18 protein-coding genes and 1 riboswitch are annotated in these 20,580 nt (G+C 58.4%); of the genes, 5 read left to right on the top strand and 13 right to left on the bottom strand.

The genetic code is table 11. The features are described 5' to 3' along the window. Positions 1-94: 94 nt before the first annotated feature. The 4 genes from polB to araB form a co-directional block, all read right to left on the bottom strand. Positions 95-2,452, bottom strand: a complete 2,358-nt coding sequence (polB, locus tag MXM41_RS13185; RefSeq protein WP_325932434.1) for a DNA polymerase II — start codon at positions 2,450-2,452, stop codon at positions 95-97. Between the two features lie 178 nt (positions 2,453-2,630). Continuing rightward, entirely contained in the window at positions 2,631-3,326 is a 696-nt protein-coding gene (gene araD, locus MXM41_RS13190; RefSeq protein WP_325932435.1) for an L-ribulose-5-phosphate 4-epimerase, read from the bottom strand. Positions 3,327-3,377: 51 nt separating this feature from the next. Continuing rightward, positions 3,378-4,880, bottom strand: coding sequence for an L-arabinose isomerase (gene araA / locus MXM41_RS13195; RefSeq protein WP_039030399.1), 1,503 nt, complete (start codon positions 4,878-4,880; stop codon positions 3,378-3,380). A 10-nt stretch (positions 4,881-4,890) separates the two neighbouring features. Further along, positions 4,891-6,600, bottom strand: coding sequence for a ribulokinase (araB, locus tag MXM41_RS13200; protein ID WP_325932436.1), 1,710 nt, complete (start codon positions 6,598-6,600; stop codon positions 4,891-4,893). A gap of 335 nt (positions 6,601-6,935) precedes the next feature. Here araB and araC point away from each other — a divergent pair, with 335 nt between their 5' ends. Next, positions 6,936-7,781: an arabinose operon transcriptional regulator AraC gene (gene araC, locus MXM41_RS13205; RefSeq protein ID WP_325932437.1), complete on the top strand. Its 846-nt coding sequence runs from the start codon at positions 6,936-6,938 to the stop codon at positions 7,779-7,781. 129 nt (positions 7,782-7,910) lie between these two features. Continuing rightward, the gene (locus MXM41_RS13210; RefSeq protein WP_325932438.1) at positions 7,911-8,678 is read left to right on the top strand and encodes a DedA family protein; all 768 of its coding nucleotides are present in this window, start codon (positions 7,911-7,913) and stop codon (positions 8,676-8,678) included. 6 nt (positions 8,679-8,684) lie between these two features. On the opposite strand, the gene thiQ is transcribed toward MXM41_RS13210, so the two are convergent. The 4 genes from thiQ to sgrR all read right to left on the bottom strand — a co-directional run bounded on the left by thiQ (position 8,685) and on the right by sgrR (position 13,759). Then, positions 8,685-9,380, bottom strand: a complete 696-nt coding sequence (thiQ, locus tag MXM41_RS13215) for a thiamine ABC transporter ATP-binding protein ThiQ (RefSeq protein ID WP_325932439.1) — start codon at positions 9,378-9,380, stop codon at positions 8,685-8,687. Beyond that, entirely contained in the window at positions 9,364-10,974 is a 1,611-nt protein-coding gene (gene thiP, locus MXM41_RS13220; protein ID WP_325932441.1) for a thiamine/thiamine pyrophosphate ABC transporter permease ThiP, read from the bottom strand. The genes thiQ and thiP overlap by 17 nt, the downstream gene beginning before the upstream one ends. Continuing rightward, positions 10,950-11,933, bottom strand: coding sequence for a thiamine ABC transporter substrate binding subunit (gene thiB, locus MXM41_RS13225; RefSeq protein WP_325932442.1), 984 nt, complete (start codon positions 11,931-11,933; stop codon positions 10,950-10,952). The genes thiP and thiB overlap by 25 nt, the downstream gene beginning before the upstream one ends. Before the next feature lie 34 nt (positions 11,934-11,967). Next, a riboswitch (TPP riboswitch) is annotated at positions 11,968-12,067 on the bottom strand. A gap of 36 nt (positions 12,068-12,103) precedes the next feature. Beyond that, complete coding sequence (gene sgrR, locus MXM41_RS13230) at positions 12,104-13,759, bottom strand: HTH-type transcriptional regulator SgrR (RefSeq protein WP_325932443.1); 1,656 nt, start codon at positions 13,757-13,759, stop codon at positions 12,104-12,106. Positions 13,760-13,846: 87 nt separating this feature from the next. Here sgrR and sgrT point away from each other — a divergent pair, with 87 nt between their 5' ends. From sgrT to MXM41_RS13245, 3 genes are all read left to right on the top strand, one after another. Beyond that, the gene (gene sgrT / locus MXM41_RS13235) at positions 13,847-13,999 is read left to right on the top strand and encodes a glucose uptake inhibitor SgrT (protein WP_072036676.1); all 153 of its coding nucleotides are present in this window, start codon (positions 13,847-13,849) and stop codon (positions 13,997-13,999) included. Positions 14,000-14,101: 102 nt separating this feature from the next. Beyond that, a complete protein-coding gene (locus MXM41_RS13240) occupies positions 14,102-15,307 on the top strand; it encodes a sugar efflux transporter (RefSeq protein WP_325932444.1) in 1,206 nt (401 codons plus the stop codon). 166 nt (positions 15,308-15,473) lie between these two features. Then, positions 15,474-15,626 carry a Hok/Gef family protein gene (locus MXM41_RS13245; RefSeq protein ID WP_325932445.1) on the top strand — a complete coding sequence of 51 codons (153 nt, stop codon included), beginning with the start codon at positions 15,474-15,476 and terminating at the stop codon, positions 15,624-15,626. Positions 15,627-15,714: 88 nt separating this feature from the next. Here the strand turns inward: MXM41_RS13245 and leuD are convergent, their stop codons facing one another. From leuD to leuL, 5 genes are all read right to left on the bottom strand, one after another. After that, complete coding sequence (gene leuD / locus MXM41_RS13250) at positions 15,715-16,320, bottom strand: 3-isopropylmalate dehydratase small subunit (protein WP_325932446.1); 606 nt, start codon at positions 16,318-16,320, stop codon at positions 15,715-15,717. Positions 16,321-16,330: 10 nt separating this feature from the next. Further along, positions 16,331-17,731, bottom strand: a complete 1,401-nt coding sequence (gene leuC, locus MXM41_RS13255; protein WP_325932448.1) for a 3-isopropylmalate dehydratase large subunit — start codon at positions 17,729-17,731, stop codon at positions 16,331-16,333. Positions 17,732-17,733: 2 nt separating this feature from the next. Continuing rightward, positions 17,734-18,825 carry a 3-isopropylmalate dehydrogenase gene (leuB, locus tag MXM41_RS13260; RefSeq protein WP_325932449.1) on the bottom strand — a complete coding sequence of 364 codons (1,092 nt, stop codon included), beginning with the start codon at positions 18,823-18,825 and terminating at the stop codon, positions 17,734-17,736. Then, positions 18,825-20,396 carry a 2-isopropylmalate synthase gene (gene leuA, locus MXM41_RS13265; RefSeq protein WP_325932450.1) on the bottom strand — a complete coding sequence of 524 codons (1,572 nt, stop codon included), beginning with the start codon at positions 20,394-20,396 and terminating at the stop codon, positions 18,825-18,827. Before leuA ends, leuB begins: the two co-directional genes overlap by 1 nt. 93 nt (positions 20,397-20,489) lie before the next feature. Beyond that, positions 20,490-20,576, bottom strand: a complete 87-nt coding sequence (gene leuL, locus MXM41_RS22845) for a leu operon leader peptide (protein WP_142490058.1) — start codon at positions 20,574-20,576, stop codon at positions 20,490-20,492. Positions 20,577-20,580 lie beyond the last annotated feature (4 nt).

Raw genomic sequence — 20,580 nt, forward strand, 5'->3', positions numbered from 1 at the left:
GTTCAACCACCGTTCAGGAATGACGGTCGTCGAATAATGGGTCCGGGAATGGAAAGGGCGCTATGGTACTGGATGGCAGCGATTTCGTCACCTGTCAAAATAGCCCCAACTGACCTGTCATCAGTGTAGCAAAGTCGTCGTCCATGAAGGGTAATATTCCCTCCGCGACGGGCTGTAGCTGGCGCGTAAGGTAGTGCTCATAGTCAAGCGGCGAACGCTGGTAATCCACCGGCTCCGGGCCGTTAGTGGTCCAGACGTACTTAATAGTGCCGCGATTCTGGTACTGCGGCGCCCGCCCGAGACGAACGTTTTCTTCATCGGCAAGCCGGGCGGCGCGAACGTGGGGCGGCACGTTGCGCTGATACTCCGCCAGCGGCCGACGCAGGCGCTTGCGGTACACCAGCTGGTCGTCCAGTTCGCCCGCCATCAGGCTGGCGATGGTCTCACGCACAAATTCCTGATAGGGCTCGCGACGGAAGATTTTCAGATACAGCTCCTGCTGAAAGCGCTGCGCCAGCGGTGTCCAGTCGGTGCGCACGGTTTCCAGCCCTTTGAACACCATCCGCTGCTTTTCTCCCTCCTGGATAAGCCCGGCATAGCGCTTTTTGCTGCCCTGATCGGTCCCCCGGATGGTGGGCATCAAAAAGCGGCAGAAATGGGTCTCATACTCCAGCTCCAGGGCGCTGGTCAGGCCCGCATCCTGCAGGTGGGTTCGCCACCAGCCGTTAACCTGTTCCACCAGTGACTGACCGATGGCGGCGGCCTCGGCTTCGTCCCGTGCGCCCCTGAGCCAGACGAAGGTGGAGTCGGTGTCGCCATAAATCACGTCATAGCCCTGGGATTCAACCAGCACTTTAGTCTGGCGCATGATCTCGTGGCCGCGCATGGTAATCGACGAGGCCAGACGCGGGTCGAAGAAACGACAGGCGCTGGTGCCGAGCACGCCGTAGAAGGCATTCATGATGATCTTCAGTGCCTGGGAAAGCGGCTTATTACCGTGACGCTTGGCCTCTTCACGTCCGTACCAGATCTGGCTGACGATCTCCGGTAAGCAGTGTTTTTCCCGGGAGAAACGCGCCCCGAGGAATCCCTCGGTGCTGTGCTGCTCGTCCGGTTGCGCGAGGCCCTCTACCAGCCCGACCGGGTCGATAAGGAAGGTGCGAATGATCGACGGATAGAGGCTTTTGTAATCCAGCACCAGCACCGAGTCGTACAGGCCGGGACGGGAGTCCATCACATAGCCGCCAGGGCTGGCCTGCGGCGGCACATCACCGAAATTCGGGGCCACATAGCCCGCCCGGTGCATGCGCGGAAAATAGAGGTGGCTGAAGGCGGCAACCGAGCCGCCGTGCCGATCGGCCGCCAGGCCATTAACCGTGGCGCGCTCCAGCAGAAACGGCATGATCTCGGTTTTGTGAAAAATGCGCGTCACCAGCTCGCAATCTTTCAGGTTGTAGGTCGCCAGCGCCGGTTTATCTTCGGCGAACCGGCGGTCAATTTCATCCATCCTGTCCCACGGATTGTCGATGGATTTGCCTTCGCCCAGCAACTCCTGCGACACCGCTTCCAGCGAAAACGACGAGAAGCTCCAGAAGGCCGATTTCAGCGCCTCGATGCCGTCGATAATCAGGCGCCCATTCGCCTGGGCAAAGAAAACGCCGTTTTTAAACCCGTGCTCACGCCACTCCAGCTCGCTGTTGCCGCGCCCGAGCAGCAGTGGGATGCGGTAGCGCTCGGCGTGTTTTTGCAGCATCCGCAAATCAAACTGCACCACGTTCCAGCCGATGATGACGTCCGGATCGTGCCGGGCAAACCAGGCGTTGAGTTTCTCGATCAGCTGCGGGCGGCTGTTGACGTACTCCAGCTGAAAATCGAGCACGGAAGCATCGCCGTTCGCCGGCCCCAGCATATAGACAACCCGCTGGCCGCAGCCTTCAATGCCGATGCAGTACAGCTCGCCGTGGCGGGTGGTTTCAATATCTACCGACGCCCATTTCAGCGGCGGGCGATAGTGCGGATTGGGTTTGAGGCGGGCATTGATCAGCCGATCGCCCTGGGGCGTCCCGTCCACCCAGACCGGGGCGGTGATAAAGCGCTCCATCAGAAAGCGTTCCGGAGGGCGAACATCGGCCTCAAAGAGGGTCACGCCCGCCTCACGCAGTAGCTTTTCATAGCGCATCAGCTGGCGATGGGCACGGCAGTAAAGGCCGTACACCGGGCGGCGCTGGAAATCTTTCAGTTCAAGAGGGGTCAGCCGCCAGCCATTCTCGCCGCGCAGCAGCTGTCGGGCTTTTTCGACGTCTGGCCCGGGAATAAACGCGACGGACTCTTGTGGCGGCAGAGTGATATGCAGCGGGCCGTTATCGGTCGCCAGCCAGAATTCCACTTCGGTACCCTGCGGGGTATCCCGCCAGTGTCGGGTCAGTAAAAAGCCTTCTTGCGCCTGAGCCACGCCGTTCTCTCATAAAACAAAACCAGGCGTGAGTATAGCCTGGTTAAGGATGTTTTGCTGGGGTTTTATACAGGTATCCCCTCACCCCGACCCTCTCCCCAAAGGGGCGAGGGGGAAAAGACCGCACCGTGCGGTTCCCTCTCCCCTCCGGGGAGAGGGTTAGGGTGAGGGGCATGTTTTACTGCCCGTAGTACGCCTTCGCGCCGTGCTTGCGCAGGTAATGCTTATCCAGCAGGGTTTGTTGCATATCCGGCAGCTGCGGCGCCAGCTGGCGACAGAAGATGCCCATATAGGCCACCTCTTCCAGCACGATGGCGTTATGCACGGCATCTTCGGCATTTTTCCCCCATGCGAATGGGCCGTGAGAGTGAACCAGCACCCCCGGCATCTGCGCGGCATCGATTCCCTGTTTCTCGAAGGTTTCGACAATAACATTGCCGGTTTCCCACTCATACTCGCCGTTGATCTCAGCATCGGTCATCTTGCGGGTGCAGGGGATGGTGCCATAGAAGTAGTCGGCGTGGGTGGTGCCGGTTGCCGGGATTGGCTGGCCCGCCTGCGCCCAGATAGTCGCGTGACGGGAGTGAGTATGAACGATGCCGCCGATGGACGGGAAGGCCTGGTACAGCAGGCGGTGGGTTGGGGTATCGGAAGAGGGCTTTTTCTTCCCTTCAACCACCTCACCGGTGGCAAGGCTGACCACCACCATATCCTCGGCGGTCATCACCCGGTAGTCGACGCCGGATGGTTTAATCACGAACACGCCTGCTTCACGGTCGACGGCACTGACGTTGCCCCAGGTGAGGGTAACGAGATTATGTTCAGGCAGGGCCAGGTTGGCTTCAAGCACCTGACGTTTGAGATCTTCCAGCATGTATCCTCCAGGAAAAAAGGCCCGCCCTGCGGCAGGCCAAAGGTTCCCCTGTTAACGTTTTGAACCGTAGTAGACTTCGTTCCAGCGCAGCGCATCTTTAAAGGCCGGCAGACGGGTGTCGTTATCAATGACCGTCAGTTCGATGTCGTGCAGTTCGGCGAACTGACGCATGTCGTTGAGATCCAGCGCATGGCTGAAGACGGTATGGTGCGCGCCACCCGCCACGATCCAGGCTTCAGAAGCGGTCGCCAGATCCGGCTGCGCTTTCCACAGCGCGTTCGCCACCGGCAGTTTTGGCAGGGAATGCGGGGTTTCTACGGCATCGACGCAGTTCACCAGCAGGCGGAAGCGATCGCCCAGATCGATCAGGCTGGCGTTAATGGCCGGACCGGTGCGGGTGTTGAAGATCAAACGCGCCGGATCGGCCTTGCCGCCGATGCCGAGGTGCTGCACGTCAAGGATCGGTTTTTCATCCACGGCGATCGACGGACAGACTTCCAGCATGTGCGAGCCCAGCACCAGATCGTTGCCGTTCTCGAAGTGGTAGGTGTAATCCTCCATAAAGGAGGTGCCGCCCTGCAGACCGGTCGACATCACTTTCATGATGCGTAGCAGAGCGGCAGTTTTCCAGTCGCCTTCACCGGCAAAACCGTAGCCCTGCTGCATCAGACGTTGTACCGCCAGGCCTGGCAGCTGCTTGAGGCCGTGAAGATCTTCAAAGGTGGTGGTGAAAGCATGGAAGCCGCCCTGTTCCAGGAAGCGCTTCATGCCCAGCTCGATACGGGCCGCATCCAGCACGTTCTGGCGCTTATCACCATTCACCTGCGCCGCCGCCGTCAGGCGATAGCTGCTTTCATACTCATCCACCAGCGCATTCACGTCGCCATCGCTGATTTCATTGACCACCTGCACCAGGTCGCCCACCGCCCAGGTGTTAACGGAAAAGCCAAATTTAATCTGCGCGGCCACTTTATCGCCGTCGGTTACCGCCACTTCACGCATGTTGTCGCCGAAGCGCACCACTTTCAGCTGGCGGGTATCCTGCTTCGATACCGCCTGGCGCATCCAGGAGCCAATACGCTGATGAGCCTGTTTGTCCTGCCAGTGGCCGGTTACCACCGCGTGCTGCTGACGCATACGCGCGCCGATGAAGCCGAACTCGCGGCCGCCGTGAGCGGTCTGGTTCAGGTTCATGAAGTCCATGTCGATGCTGTCCCACGGCAGCGCCGCGTTGAACTGGGTATGGAACTGCAAAAGCGGTTTGTTGAGAATAGAAAGGCCGTTGATCCACATTTTGGCCGGGGAGAAGGTGTGCAGCCACACCACCAGACCCGCGCATTTGTCATCGTAGTTGGCGTCGCGGCAGATGTGGGTGATTTCATCCGGCGAGGTGCCCAGCGGTTTCAGCACCAGTTTGCACGGCAGTTTTGCTTCCGCATTCAGGGCGTTAACCACATGTTCGGCGTGCTGAGTCACCTGGCGCAGGGCTTCCGGCCCGTAAAGATGCTGGCTACCAATCACAAACCACACTTCATAATTATTAAAAATCGTCATTATCGTGTCCTTAATGTGTCAGGGTTGCCGTAGATTCCGGGATGCTCTTAACCGGGGCGGCGACAGGGAGATAGTGCTGCTCAGCGCTCTTCGCCCACTGCTGGTAGCGCTGATAAAGCTGTTCAAAACGTTGCGCCTGCTGCGCGCGCGGCTGCAGGGTGCTTTCCACCTTGCTCGCCATATGCTGTTGCGCCGTCGGGATATCGGCATGTACGCCCGCCGCCACCGCGGCGAAGATCGCCGCGCCCAGGGCACAGCACTGATCCGAGGCGACAATCTGCAGCGGACGGTTCAACACGTCGCAGCAGGCCTGCATGATCACCGGGTTCTTACGGGCGATACCGCCCAGGGCCATCACCTCATTGACGGCGATCCCCTGTTCGGTGAAGCACTCCATAATGGCGCGTGCGCCAAAGGCGGTGGCAGCCACCAGCCCGCCGAACAGCGCCGGGGCATCGGTGGCGAGGTTGAGATCGGTGATCACCCCTTTCAGGCGCTGGTTGGCATTCGGCGTGCGGCGACCGTTAAACCAGTCGAGGACCACCGGGAGATGATCAAGGGAAGGATTCTTCGCCCAGGCATCCGTCAGCTGCGGCAGCAGCTGTTTTTTGCTCTCAGCAATCTGGGTTTTTAGTTCAGGATGGGCGGCGGCCAGCTGATCCAGCGGCCAGCCCAGCACGCGACCAAACCAGGCGTAGATGTCGCCGAAGGCGGACTGACCCGCTTCCAGGCCGATAAAGTCGGGCACCACGCTGCCATCGACCTGGCCGCAGATGCCTTTCACGGCGCGATCGCCGACGCTGGCTTTATCCGCCGTCAGGATGTCGCAGGTGGAGGTGCCGATCACTTTCACCAACGTGTTAGGCTGTGCGCCCGCACCGACTGCGCCCATGTGGCAGTCAAATGCGCCGCCGGAGATGGCAACGGTCTGTGGCAGTCCAAGGCGTTCCGCCCACTCGGCGCACAGCGTGCCGACCGGGATATCCGCCGTCCAGGTATCAGTAAAGAGCGGATAGTCGAGGTTCTGGTTGATGATCGGGTCGAGTTCATCAAAGAAGGCGGCAGGCGGCAGGCCACCCCAGCTTTCATGCCAGAGGGATTTATGCCCGGCGCTGCAGCGACCGCGACGGATCGCCTGCGGGCGGGTGGTGCCAGAGAGCAGGGCAGGTACCCAGTCACACAGCTCAATCCAGGAGACGGCCGCCTGCGCCACCTGCGGATCCTGACGGGTGACGTGCAGGATCTTCGCCCAGAACCATTCGCTCGAATAAATGCCGCCGATGTAGCGGGAGTAGTCATTTTTGCCCGGCTGATGGCACAAACGGGTGATGGCTTCGGCTTCTTCCACCGCGGTATGGTCTTTCCACAGCACGAACATGGCGTTCGGGTTATCCGCGAACGCCGGGTGCAGCGCCAGGACGTGGCCGTCGGCGTCGATGGGCGCCGGGGTTGAGCCGGTGCTGTCCACGCCAATGCCGACGATCTGAGCGCGCTGCTCCGCGCTTAACTCTGCCAGTACGGTTTTGATTGCCGCTTCCATCGACTCGATATAGTCGCGTGGATGATGGCGGAACTGATTGTTCGGCGCATCGCAAAAGCGCCCCTCCTGCCAGCGCGGATACCACTCTACGCTGGTCGCTATCTCCTGACCCGTCGTGCACTCCACTGCCAGGGCACGTACTGAGTCACTGCCAAAATCGAGGCCAATTGCAATTGCCATGGTGTTGCTCCATCAAAAAACAGATATGAATGAACATTAGAGAGTGAGGGGGAAAATCGTCAGGCAGGATCCGCTAATCTTATGGATGATTTTGCTGTGACATGAGAAAGTGTGACGCCGTGCAAATATTCAATGTGGACATTTCTGCCGTGGTTATAGACACTTTTGTTACTGCCGAACCGCTCGATGTTACGGATAAATCGCAACGGAAGCGTTATGATGGCGGACCTAAAAGCGGGCTGATATCTTTTCGATCTTTAAGTGCCCCCTTTTTATGTCGCTTTTGATGATATGGACAAATGGTTTCCTTCGGGACCGCCGGGAGTACTGAAAATATGGCTGAAACACAAAGCGATCCCCTGCTGCCGGGCTACTCGTTTAACGCGCATCTGGTTGCGGGACTGACGCCTATTGAGGCTGAAGGGTATCTCGATTTTTACGTTGACCGACCGCTGGGGATGAAGGGCTATATCCTCAACCTGACCGTGCGCGGAGAAGGGGTCATCAAGAATGGTGATCGGACCTTTGTCTGCCGTCCGGGCGATATTCTGCTCTTCCCGCCGGGAGAAATTCATCACTATGGCCGTCATCCCGATGCCCGGGAGTGGTATCACCAGTGGGTCTATTTCCGTCCGCGCGCCTACTGGCAGGAGTGGCTGGCCTGGCCGTCGATGTTTGCCCATACCGGTTTTTATCGCCCGGATGAAGCGCATCAGCCGCAGTTTCGTGAACTCTTTGCCCAGATCATCGAGGCCGGACAGGCCGGCGGACGCTATGCCGAACTGCTGGCCATCAATTTGCTGGAGCAGCTGCTGCTGCGCCGGATGGAGGCGATCAACGAATCGCTGAACCCACCGCTGGATCACCGGGTGCGCGAAGCCTGTCAGTACATCAGCGATCATCTGGCAGACAGCCAGTTCGATATTGCCAGCGTCGCCCAGCATGTCTGCCTGTCGCCGTCGCGTCTGTCGCATCTGTTCCGTCAGCAGCTTGGGGTGAGCGTGCTGAGCTGGCGCGAAGATCAGCGCATCAGCCAGGCCAAACTGCTGCTCAGCACCACCCGCATGCCGATCGCCACCGTCGGGCGCAACGTGGGCTTTGAGGATCAGCTCTACTTTTCCCGGGTTTTCAAAAAATGCACCGGCGCCAGCCCGAGCGAATTCCGCGCGGGCTGCGAATAAAAAGTAAATAAAACTAAACAAATTCGCTGGATCTTGTTCACACCCGGTAAACTATTCAGACAATTGTTGTCTTGACGCCGCAGGGCGCTCTTCGCAGAATCCCTGCTTCGTCACCTGACCGGAACTGTTATGCAGGCATTGCTGGAACATTTCATTACCCAGTCCGTTATTTACTCGCTCTTCGCCGTGGCGTTAGTGGCTTTTCTCGAATCACTGGCGCTGGTTGGACTGATCCTGCCCGGCACGGTGATGATGGCCGGGCTCGGCGCGCTCATTGGCAGCGGGGAGGTTAACTTCTGGCAGGCGTGGCTGGCGGGGATCATTGGCTGTCTGCTGGGCGACTGGATCTCATTCTGGCTGGGCTGGCGCTTTAAAAAGCCACTGCACCGCTGGTCATTCATGAAGAAGAACAAAGCCCTGCTCGATAAAACCGAGCACGCCCTGCATCAGCACAGCATGTTTACGATTCTGGTGGGGCGCTTTGTCGGCCCGACGCGCCCGCTGGTGCCGATGGTGGCAGGGATGCTGGATCTGCCGGTGTCAAAATTTATCGTGCCGAACCTGATTGGCTGCCTGTTCTGGCCGCCGGTTTACTTCCTGCCGGGTATCCTCGCCGGCGCGGCGATTGATATTCCTGCCGATGCTCAAAGTGGGGGCTTTAAATGGCTCTTGCTGGCGACCGCGCTGCTGTTGTGGCTGGCGGCATGGCTCTGCTGGCGACTATGGCGCAGCGGGAAAGCGGGATCGGATCGTCTGAGCGAATATCTGCCGCGTGGGCGCTTACTCTGGCTGGCGCCCGTCACGCTGGGCGTGGCGCTGGTGGCACTGGTGATGCTGGTTCGCCACCCGCTGATGCCGGTATATGGTGAGATCCTGCTCAAGGTTGTCAGCCGCTGACCGCGGCTAGTGGATCCCCAGCAGGCGCGACGCGCTGGCCTTGCCGCTTGCCAGCTGTTCCGTATCGCCATCCCAGGCGATACGGCCATCAGCAATTACCACCGAACGGCGGGCGATTCTGACCGCATCCTCCACGCTGTGCGACACCATTAACATCGTCAGCTGCTGGCGCTCACACACCTCTTTGACCAGCAACAGCATCTCCTGACGTAACGCGGGGTCGAGCGCCGAAAAAGGCTCGTCCAGCAGCAGGATGGGCTGTTCACGTACCAGACAGCGCGCCAGCGCGACGCGCTGACGCTGACCGCCTGAGAGCTCCCCCGGCAGGCGCTCCAGCAGATCGCTGATGCCCATTTGAAGCGCAATGCTGCTGAGCTTCTGCTGTTGCCCGGCGCTCAGCCTGAGGCCCGGATGCATACCCAGACCGATGTTCTGACGCACGGTCAGATGGGTAAAAAGATTGTTTTCCTGGAACAGCATCGACACCGGTCGCGCAGCAGGCGGCGTGCGCGTGTGATCATGGCCATCAATGGTGATGCTACCGTTGGCCGGTTGCAGAAAACCGGCGATCAGATTGAGAAGCGTGCTTTTCCCTGCGCCGCTGGGGCCGAGCACGGCGATGAGCTCGCCCTGGCGCACGGTTAACGTGAAGCGCATCGGCAGGTGCTGATAAAGCCAGGTTACATCAGTCAGTTTTAACATCACGCCCCGGGAGTTTTTCGATAACGGTAAATAACGCAAAGCATAACAGCAACAGCAGCAGCGCCGTGACGGCGCCATCCTGGCTGCGATACGAACCTATCTGCTGATAAAGCCAGAACGGCAGGGTGCGGAAATCATCATTGCCAAACAGCGCCACCACGCCGAAATCACCAATTGACAGCACGCAGGCAAAGGCCAGGGCCTGAGCCAGCGGTCGCTTCAGGGCGCGCAGCTCTACCATCCTCAGTCGCTGCCAGCCGTGCATTCCCAGCGAACCGCAAAGCAGGGTATAGCGGGCGCTGAGATCGCGCATCGGGTTTTCCAGCACTTTCAGCGCGTAGGGGATCGCCATCAGGGCGTTGGTGAAGATGACAATGCCATCGGCCGATTCGGGCAGGCCGACGGTGCTGTTGAACAGCAGGAAAAACCCGCTCGCCAGCACGATGCCGGGCATCGCCAGAATCAGCATGCCGCTGAGATCCAGAGCCTGTCCGGCCACGAACGCCTGGCGGGCATACAGCTCGCGGCTGGTCCACAGCAGCATCATGGTCAGCAGCACGCAGAGCAGCCCGGCCCCCAGCGCAATGCGCAGCGAGGTGCCCAGCGCCTGCCACAGCACCGGCTGTTGCAGCACCGCAAGCAGGTTGAGGTTCAGGCCATCGACCACCACCGCAAGCAGCGGCGGGAGCAGCAGCAGCAGGGCGAAGGTGATGAGCAGGCCATCAGTCAGACGGCTCCGCAGGCTGTCCTGCGGATCGCGCCAGCCTGTGAGCTGACTGGCGCCCACGGGAATGGCTTTACCCAGCCGCTGGCTCAGCATTACCAGCCCGAGGCAGCAAATCATCTGCACTATCGCAAGCAGTGCTGCACGGCCCGGATCGTAGTCGTAGCTCAGGGCCTGGTAAATGGCCAGCTCGATGGTGGTGGCCTGCGGCCCGCCGCCGAGTGAGAGCACGGTGGCGAAGCTGGCAAAGCAGAGCATAAAGATCAGTGCGGCGACCGGCGGGATCTGGCGGCGTAACCACGGCCACTCAACAAAGCGGAAAAATGACCAGCCGCGCATTCCGAGCTGGGCGGCGAGCTGGCGCTGCTCGCCGGGAATATTTTCCAGCGCCTGCAGCAGCAGGCGCGTCGCCATCGGCATATTGAAAAAGAGGTGCGCCAGCAGGATGCCCTGCAGGCCATAGGGCGAGAAGGACCACTCCAGCCCGAGCGCCTGGCAAAGGGTGGCCAGCCAGCCCTGACGCCCGTAGACGCTGAGAATGCCAAATATCGCCACCAGCACCGGCAGGATCAGGGTCATGGCGCACAGGCGCAGCAGTGCCTGCCTGCCCGGGAAACGGCGCCGGTAGAGGGCGCGGGCAAGAAAAATGGCCGGCACGACGGAGAGCAGGGCGGAGAGAAACGCCTGCCAGAAAGAGAAGCGGATAACGTGCCACAGATAGCTGTCGTGTAGCAGCGCTGCGACATCGGTGGCAGGCGCGTTAAACCACAGCGCCAGAAATGCCCCCAGGGCGACGGTCACCATCAGGGTGGCGGCCAGCAGCCCCGGGAGTAACCAGCCGGCGATCAGCGGCTGACGGCGCGTTGCCATTCACTGATCCAGGCTGCACGTTTCCCGGCGACGTCCTGCGGGGTAAATTCCAGCGTGGTTTGCGGCTTCACCAGGGTCTCAAAACCTGCCGGTAACGTCACGTTCGTGACCGGATACATCCAGTTGCCGGTCGGGATGGCGCTCTGGAACGCCGGGGAAACCATAAATTTCAGGAATTTCTCAGCCAGTTCCGGCTGTTTGCTGGCCGCGGTACGGGCGGCGACTTCAACCTGCAGATAGTGGCCTTCGGCAAAATCGGCGGCGGCGTAGTTCTCTTTTTTCTCTTCAATGATGTGATAGGCCGGGGACGTTGTGTAGCTCAGCACCAGATCGCTCTCCCCCTTCAGGAAAAGGCCGTAGGCTTCGCTCCAGCCTTTGGTGACGGTGACGGTTTTGGCAGCCAGTTTCTGCCACGCCTCTGGGGTCTTATCGCCGTACACTTTTTGCATCCACAGCAGCAGGCCCAGCCCCGGGGTGCTGGTACGTGGATCTTCATAGATCACGCGCCATTTCCGATCGCTCTCCACCAGCTCTTTCAGGCTTTTCGGCGGATTTTTCAGCTTGTTTTTATCGTAGACAAAAGCGAAGTAGCCGTAATCGAAAGGCACAAAGGTGTCGTTCTTCCAGCCGCCAGGGACGTTAACCGCATCGGTCGCCACGCCGCTTTTGGCGAACAGCCCGGTTTGCGTCGCCGCTTCCAGCAGGTTGTTGTCCAGACCCAGCACCACGTCGGCTTTGCTGTTTTTGCCTTCCATGCGCAGGCGATTCAGCAGCGAGACGCCATCTTCCAGCGCCACGAACTTCAGCTCGCATTTGCAGTCGGCTTCAAAGGCCTTTTTGACCGCCGGACCCGGGCCCCAGTCGGCAGCGAAAGAGTCGTAGGTGTAGACCATCAGTACAGGACTGGCAACGGCAGGCAGCGCAACCAGCGCCAGCAGGGAAAGAACAGTTTTGAACACTTTGCACCTCATTGTTTGAGAGTGGCAAAGGATTTTGAGCGACAGCCTCAAATCCCTTCGCCGGCGTTATCCGGATCAGGTTCGACGGGTATTTTCTCAGCACACGTTTTCACGCAGCACCCCGTTGAGAACGGCGGTATTGTAATGATTTGGTGAATATTACGAAAGTGTTATGGTTCCGGTGGCGCAAACCACGCTGATTTAAAGTCAAACCAGCCCAGGGTGTTCATGCGCAAACCGCGCATACTGCGCTGCCCCTGGATCATCAGCCAGTGGTGGATCAGTGGGACGATCGCCTGTTGCGCCAGAAGCTGCTGACACCAGATCGCAAGATTCATCTCGCCTGCGCGCCACTGGGCGGCGTCCTGCTGCCAGTCACGCACGATGCAGTTTTGCAGAAGCGGCACTTCATACAGATGCGAGAATAGCGAGAAATCCAGCGGCAGGGTGAAGTTGACGCTGTTGAGCCAGATGTCGCTCACGGCTTCGCCGCGATGCCACTCCTCGTAACTGACTTCCTGAATGTTCAGTGTCACCTGCTCAGCGGCCAACAGTTCGCTCATCATTCTCGCGATCACCCGATGTTCGATATGTTCACGATAGAACGTCAGAGTGATGCTCTCCAGCCCGGCCGGTTTGTCGCCCCGTCCCGGGCGGGCATGGTGCCAGCGCGGCAGCAGGCCATACGCCGGGAACCAGTAGGACTGGTATACCTCTTCGGCCTGATAAATCAGGTTAGCAGGTGAAAGGATCCGGCTTATCCACTGGCGTACCTCGGCGCTGGCGCCGCGATGTGAGCGGGCGTCGAAGAGCAGATAGTAACAGCCTTCCTCAAGGCGGCTCTCCACCGCTTTCTCTCCTTCGGTGGGGCCCTCCAGCGTCAGGCCGACGCTCAGCTCTTCGTTGATATCCGGCAACACCCAGACGTTTACTTCGTCAATCAATGCCCGATAGCCAAAATACTCCTCAAAGGCGCGGATTTTCAGCTGGTTATTATTGTTGCGGGAAACGGCGTACGGCCCGGTGCCAACCGGATGGCTGGCAAAATTGTGCATCGTTTCCCACTCGCGCGGCAGGATCATCGACGGCACATACCCCAAAAGCCAGGGAAGCCAGCGGTCGGGCTGGGTGAGCTGGATATCAAGAGTCCAGGCGGTGGGCGACTGGATCCGGCTGATGTGTGAATAGAGGGGAAGTTCCCGGATGCGCGCCAGCGAGGCAATGACATCGGTCATCTCCAGCTCGCGACCATGATGGAAATGGATGCCGGGGCGCAAAAAAAATCGCCAGTGCAGGGGAGAGAGTTGCTGCCAGTGATGGGCAATATCGGCTTCCAGTTCCCCATTTTCCTCATTTATACGCGTCAGCCCGCTAAAAATCTGCCGGGCCATATGGGTTTCGGAGCGCCGTAGCGCGCTGCCGGGCAACAGGTTTTTCATCGGGCGGTAATAGAGCACGCGCAGGATGTGCTTGCCCTGGCGGAAGCTGCGCCCGAGATGGGAGACCAGCATCTGGCGTACCGCGGCTTTATCCCCCACCAGCTGCACCAGCTGCTCAATGCGATCCTGCTCCAGCAGATCTTCCGCCCGCTGTTGCTGAAGCGCCAGGCCGGTGTACAGGAAGGTGAGGCGCGAACGCTTACCGCGTCCGGCTTCGGCTTCCCAGCTCAGCCAGCCCTGCTGTTGCATGGTGTTAAGCAGGGTGCGCATATGACGACGCGAACAGCTGAGTAACTCGGCCAGCTCGCTGAGCGTGGTGTCCCGGGTCTGGCCGTCACAGCACTGCCACAGGCGAATGAATTGTTGTTGCAGACGACCAGAAGGCATAAAAGGGGAACTCCTGACAAAAAATCAGCAATTTATTAATCCCTATATTAAGCCAATAATTCACTTCGATGAAGTGAGGAGGTGAACATGAAGAGGTCTGCCACAAATCAGTTTTACCAACAGTACTTCTCAGCGACAAAGGGAGTGTCCTGGCTGGCCCGCCGGTGTGCAGAGCAGCGGCTGAAAATACTGGAAGATCTGATGCAGTGGGAGGTGACAACGTCGACCTCTGAACGCTGAATTGCTTCAATCATGTGTGACTGAGTATTGGTGCCAATCACCACGCCAGCAGGTATTATCTGCTGGCTTTTTTCGTTTTCACGTGCGCTAAAGGGAACAGTGATGCTCTGGTTAATGACAATGGGACGCCGTCTCAACGGTGTTTATGCCGCTTTTTTAATGGTGGCTTTTATGATGGGCGTAGCCGGAGCACTGCAGGCGCCGACCCTGAGTCTGTTCCTGAGCCGTGAGGTGGGCGCCGAGCCGTTTTGGGTGGGCCTGTTCTACACGGTCAACGCCGTCGCCGGGATCCTGGTCAGCCTGTGGCTGGCGAAGCGTTCAGACAGCCAGGGCGATCGCCGCAGGCTGATCCTCTTTTGCTGCGCGATGGCGATTGGCAACGCGCTGCTGTTTGCCTTTAATCGTCACTATCTGACGTTGTTAACCTGTGGCGTGCTGCTGGCCTCGCTGGCCAACACCGCCATGCCGCAACTGTTTGCCCTGGCACGGGAATATGCCGACAGCTCCGCGCGTGAGGTGGTGATGTTCAGCTCGGTGATGCGTGCGCAGCTTTCGCTGGCGTGGGTCATCGGCCCGCCGCTGGCGTTTATGCTGGCGCTCAACTATGGCTTTACCGCCATGTTCACCATTGCGGCAGCCATTTTTGCCATCAGCCTGGCGCTGATTGCCTTCGCGCTGCCTTCCGTTAGCCGGGTGGAGTCGGCCACCGCCGTTCCGGTGACGCAGATCAGCGGCTGGAAGGACAAGAATGTTCGCAGGCTGTTTATCGCCTCCACGCTGATGTGGACCTGCAACACCATGTACATCATCGATATGCCATTGTGGATCAGCAGCGATCTGGGGCTGCCGGACAAGCTGGCCGGGATCTTAATGGGAACTGCCGCCGGGCTGGAAATCCCGGCGATGATCCTTGCAGGCTATTACGTCAAATATTTTGGCAAGCGGCGAATGATGGTGATTGCAGTGGCGGCCGGCGCGCTGTTTTATCTGGGATTGATCCTCTTTCACAGCCGTGAAGCGCTGCTTGCCCTGCAGCTGTTTAATGCGGTCTTTATCGGGATCGTCGCCGGGATCGGTATGCTCTGGTTCCAGGATCTGATGCCGGGGCGCGCAGGCTCGGCCACTACCTTGTTCACCAACAGCATTTCAACCGGGGTAATTCTGGCGGGGATCGTTCAGGGAGCGCTGGCGCAAAGCTATGGCCACTCTGTGGTGTACTGGGTGATTGCGGCTATTTCGCTGGTAGCGCTGGTGCTCACCTGGCGCGTGAAAGAGAATGAAATTCTGGAAGGCGGCTTCACGAAATGAACGCCCGTTCTGACAGCAGGGCGTAATACGAATAGAGTTTACGCGGGTGCTTGAGGCTGTTTGCCTGAAGCATTGCCGGGAGGGTGAACAGAAGAAAGCCCCACTCAACGTAACTGACCCTATGAGGGCAGCCTCTTCATCGCTGTAAAGCAATAAGGAGGCTGGAATGCCAAAACGTACTCTGCTGTCAGGTTTGTTGATGATCTGTATGACTTTATTGACTTTCACCAGGATGGTTCGTGACTCGCTGTGCGAGCTGCGGTTCAGACAGGACCATACAGAGCTGGCGGCGGTGTTAGCTTGCGATGTGAAACGTTAAGGCGAGGGCGGGGGAGTTTCCCCCGCTTTTCCAGTGTGACGGGTTGGCTCAGGCGTCTTTTTAATGGCCCGCTTTGCGGGCCATTAATTTATCCCATAAAGGCCGGCTGCTTGCTCTCGTAGGCCGCAATGGCGTCTTCGTGCTGCAGGGTCAGCCCGATACTGTCCAGGCCGTTAATCATGCAGTGGCGGCGGAACGCGTCGATAGTAAAGCTGTAGGTTTTATCCCCGGCTTTAACCACCTGCGCTTCCAGATCCACTTCAAAAGTGATGCCTGGGTTGCCCTGCACCAGCGTAAACAGTTCGTCGACCTGCTCATCGCTTAAGGTCACCGGCAGCAGCTGGTTATTGAAGCTGTTACCGTAGAAGATATCGGCAAAGCTCGGTGCAATCACCACTTTGAAACCGTAATCGGTCAGCGCCCAGGGCGCATGCTCGCGCGACGAGCCGCAGCCAAAGTTTTCCCGCGCCAGCAGAATCGACGCGCCTTTAAAGGCCGGGAAGTTCAGCACGAACTCCGGGTTCGGCACTTCGCCTTTGTCGTCGAGAAAACGCCAGTCGTTAAACAGATGCGCACCAAAACCGGTGCGGGTCACCTTCTGCAAAAACTGCTTCGGAATGATGGCATCAGTGTCGACGTTAGCCGCGTCCAGTGGGACCACCAGGCCAGTATGTTGGGTAAATTTCTCTGCCATGATGGTCTCCTTATTTCAGGCTGCGAATATCGGCAAAATGGCCGGTCACTGCTGCTGCCGCGGCCATTGCCGGGCTGACCAGATGTGTGCGCCCACCGCGCCCCTGGCGTCCTTCAAAGTTACGGTTACTGGTGGAGGCGCAGCGCTCGCCTGGGTTCAGGCGATCGTTGTTCATCGCCAGACACATGGAGCAACCTGGCAGACGCCACTCAAAGCCTGCTTCAATGAAAATCTTATCCAGACCTTCGGCTTCCGCCTGCGCTTTTACCGGGCCGGAGCCAGGAACCACCAGCGCCTGCACGCCTGGCGCGACTTTACGGCCTTTCGCGACTTCTGCCGCCGCACGTAAATCTTCGATACGCGAGTTGGTGCAGGAGCCGATAAATACTTTATCAATGCTCACGTCGGTCAAGGGTACGCCCGGTTTCAGCCCCATATAGGCCAGCGCTTTCTCTGCGCTGGCGCGCTCAACCGGATCGGCGAACGAGGCCGGGTCGGGAATATTGTCGCTAACGGAGATAACCTGGCCCGGGTTAGTGCCCCAGGTGACCTGCGGCGCAATCTCTTCAGCGCGCAGAGTGACAACGGTGTCGAACACCGCGCCGTCGTCAGTTTTCAGGGTTTTCCAGTACGCGACCGCTTCGTCAAAATCCTGAGCCTTTGGAGCGTGCAAGCGGCCCTTCACATAGTTGAAGGTCGTTTCATCCGGCGCAACCAGGCCGGCTTTGGCACCCATTTCAATGGCCATGTTGCACAGCGTCATACGGCCTTCCATGCTCAGGGCCTGGATTGCGCTTCCGCAAAATTCCACCACATGCCCGGTACCGCCAGCGCTGCCGGTTTTACCGATGATCGCCAGCACAATGTCTTTGGCGGTGATGCCGGGTGCGGCCTCGCCGGTGACTTCAATTTTCATGGTTTTGGCGCGGCCCTGTTTCAGGGTCTGGGTCGCCAGCACATGTTCAACTTCCGACGTACCAATACCGAATGCCAGCGCGCCGAACGCGCCATGGGTCGCGGTATGGGAATCACCGCAGACGATGGTCATGCCTGGCAGGGTGATGCCCTGCTCAGGACCCATTACGTGGACAATACCCTGATACGGGTGATTCAGATCGTACAGCTCAACGCCAAACTCTTTGCAGTTCTTAATCAGCTCCTGCATCTGAATACGGGCCATTTCGCCGGAAGCGTTGATGTCTTTCGTCTGCGTCGAGACGTTATGGTCCATCGTCGCAAAGGTTTTACCGGGCTGACGCACCGGACGGTGGTGCGCGCGCAGGCCATCAAATGCCTGAGGTGACGTCACCTCATGCACCAGGTGGCGGTCAATATAGAGCAGCGGGGTTTCGTCAGGCGCTTCGAAGACCACGTGAGCATCAAACAATTTTTCGTACAGCGTCTTCGCCATGATTACACCCCTTCAGCGACATAGCGGGCGATGATATCACCCATTTCATCAGTACCGACTGCGGCCGCGCCACGGGCCAAATCACCGGTGCGAATGCCCTCTTCCAGCGCGCGGTTGATGGCGCTTTCGATGGCCGTTGCCGCGTCGTCAGCATCCAGGCTGTAGCGCAGCAGCAGTGCCAGGGAGAGGATCTGGGCAATCGGGTTAGCAATGTTTTTGCCTGCGATATCCGGTGCGGAGCCGCCTGCCGGTTCGTACAGGCCAAAACCTTCTTCGTTCAGGCTGGCGGACGGCAGCATCCCCATGGAGCCGGTGATCATCGCGCACTCGTCGGAGAGAATATCCCCGAACAGGTTAGAGCACAGCAGGACGTCGAACTGGGACGGATCTTTAATCAGCTGCATGGTGGCATTATCGATATACATATGTGAGAGCTGAACGTCCGGGTACGCCTGCGCGATCTCATTAACGATTTCGCGCCACAGGATCGAGGATTGCAGCACGTTCGCCTTATCGATAGAGGTCACTTTATGGCCGCGCTTACGCGCCGATTCAAATGCGATACGGGCGATACGTTCGATCTCGAAACGGTGATATACCTCGGTATCAAACGCTTTTTCGTGCTGGCCGCTGCCTTCGCGGCCTTTCGGCTGACCGAAGTAGATGCCGCCGGTCAGTTCACGCACGCACAGAATGTCGAAGCCGTTGGCGGCGATATCGGCGCGCAGCGGGCAAAACTCTTCCAGCCCCTGATACAGTTTGGCCGGACGCAGGTTGCTGAACAGCTTGAAATGTTTACGCAATGGCAGCAGCGCGCCGCGCTCTGGTTGCTCAGCCGGCGGCAGGTGTTCCCATTTCGGGCCACCTACTGACCCGAACAGGATCGCGTCGGCATTCTCACAGCCGGTCACCGTTGCCTGCGGCAATGGCGTCCCCTGGTTATCGATCGCGATACCGCCCACATCGTAGTGACTGGTGGTAATTTTCATCGCAAAACGAGTGCGGACAGCTTCCAGAACTTTCAGTGCCTGTGCCATAACTTCCGGACCAATTCCGTCGCCCGGTAACACAGCAATATGGTAATTCTTCGACATTACACGGTTTCCTTATTGTTCTCTTTATTCTGAGCTTTGCGTTGCAACTCTTTTTCAACTTCCGCGGCGCGCCAGATATTGTTCAGAACGTGAACCATCGCTTTAGCGGAGGACTCGACGATATCGGTCGCCAGACCTACACCGTGGAAGCGGCGACCGTTATAGTTGACCACGATATCAACCTGACCCAGCGCGTTTTTGCCCTGGCCTTTCGCCGTCAGGTCATATTTGACCAGCTCAACGTCGTACTCGGTGACGCGGTTAATGGCCTGATAGATGGCGTCCACCGGACCGTTACCGTTGGCCGCTTCGGCCTTCACTTCATCACCGCAGGCCAGCTTGACGGAGGCGGTGGCGATATCGCTTGAACCTGACTGCACGCTGAAGTAATCCAGACGGAAATGCTCTGGCTCTTCCTGTTGTTTGTTGATAAACGCCAGCGCTTCCAGATCGTAGTCAAAGACCTGACCTTTCTTATCGGCCAGTTTCAGGAAGGCGTCGTACAGGTGATCCATGTTGTAGTCGGTATCTTTATATCCCATCTCTTCCATGCGATGTTTTACTGCTGCACGGCCGGAGCGGGAGGTCAGGTTCAACTGCACCTGATTCAGACCGATGGATTCGGGGGTCATGATTTCGTAGTTTTCGCGGTTCTTCAGTACGCCGTCCTGGTGGATACCGGAGGAGTGGGCGAAGGCACCGGTACCCACAATCGCTTTGTTCGCCGGAACAGGCATGTTGCAGATCTGGCTGACGGTCTGGCTGGTGCGCCAGATTTCCTGATGATTGATGCGGGTCTGCACGTTCATGATGTCTTTACGCACTTTGATCGCCATGATCACTTCTTCCAGCGAACAGTTGCCCGCGCGCTCACCGATACCGTTCATGGCGCCTTCCACCTGACGCGCACCGGCATGGACCGCGGCAATAGCATTACCCACCGCCAGGCCTAAATCGTCATGGGTGTGAACAGAGATAATCGCTTTATCAATGTTTGGCACACGCTCATACAGCCCGGTAATGATATTGGAGAACTCGAACGGCATGGTGTAGCCGACGGTGTCCGGGATGTTGATGGTGGTGGCACCCGCATGGATGGCTGCTTCAACTACCCGGGCCAGATCGTCAATCGGCGTGCGGCCTGCATCTTCACAAGAAAACTCAACGTCATCGGTATAATTGCGGGCGCGTTTTACCATATAGATGGAGCGCTCAATCACCTCGTCCAGCGTGCTGCGCAGCTTGGTGGCGATATGCATCGGTGAGGTAGCAATAAAGGTGTGAATGCGGAAAGCTTCGGCAACTTTCAGCGACTCTGCTGCGACATCAATGTCTTTCTCTACGCAACGAGCCAGCGCACATACCCGGCTATTTTTGATGGTGCGAGCGATGGTCTGCACAGACTCAAAATCCCCCGGAGACGAGACCGGGAAACCCACTTCCATGACGTCTACGCCCATACGTTCAAGGGCCAGAGCAATCTGCAATTTTTCTTTAACGCTCAGGCTTGCCTGTAATGCCTGTTCACCGTCACGTAAGGTTGTATCGAAAATAATGACTTGCTGGCTCATGGGTTAGGTCCTTGTCTGAATTTGGGCGCCTTGCTACGAGCATAAAAAAACCCGCGCAGTGGCGCGGGTTTTTTGTCTTAACCAGAGAACGATTCAATGCTGAATTTCGCCCGCCAGTCTACCGCGCACAGTGGATGCGTTTAGTAGTAGTAGACCGGTGAAACGAATGCTGCGAATCATGAAT

Source organism: Leclercia adecarboxylata (assembly GCF_035787115.1).
GTDB classification, from domain to species: Bacteria; Pseudomonadota; Gammaproteobacteria; order Enterobacterales; family Enterobacteriaceae; genus Enterobacter; species Enterobacter adecarboxylatus_E.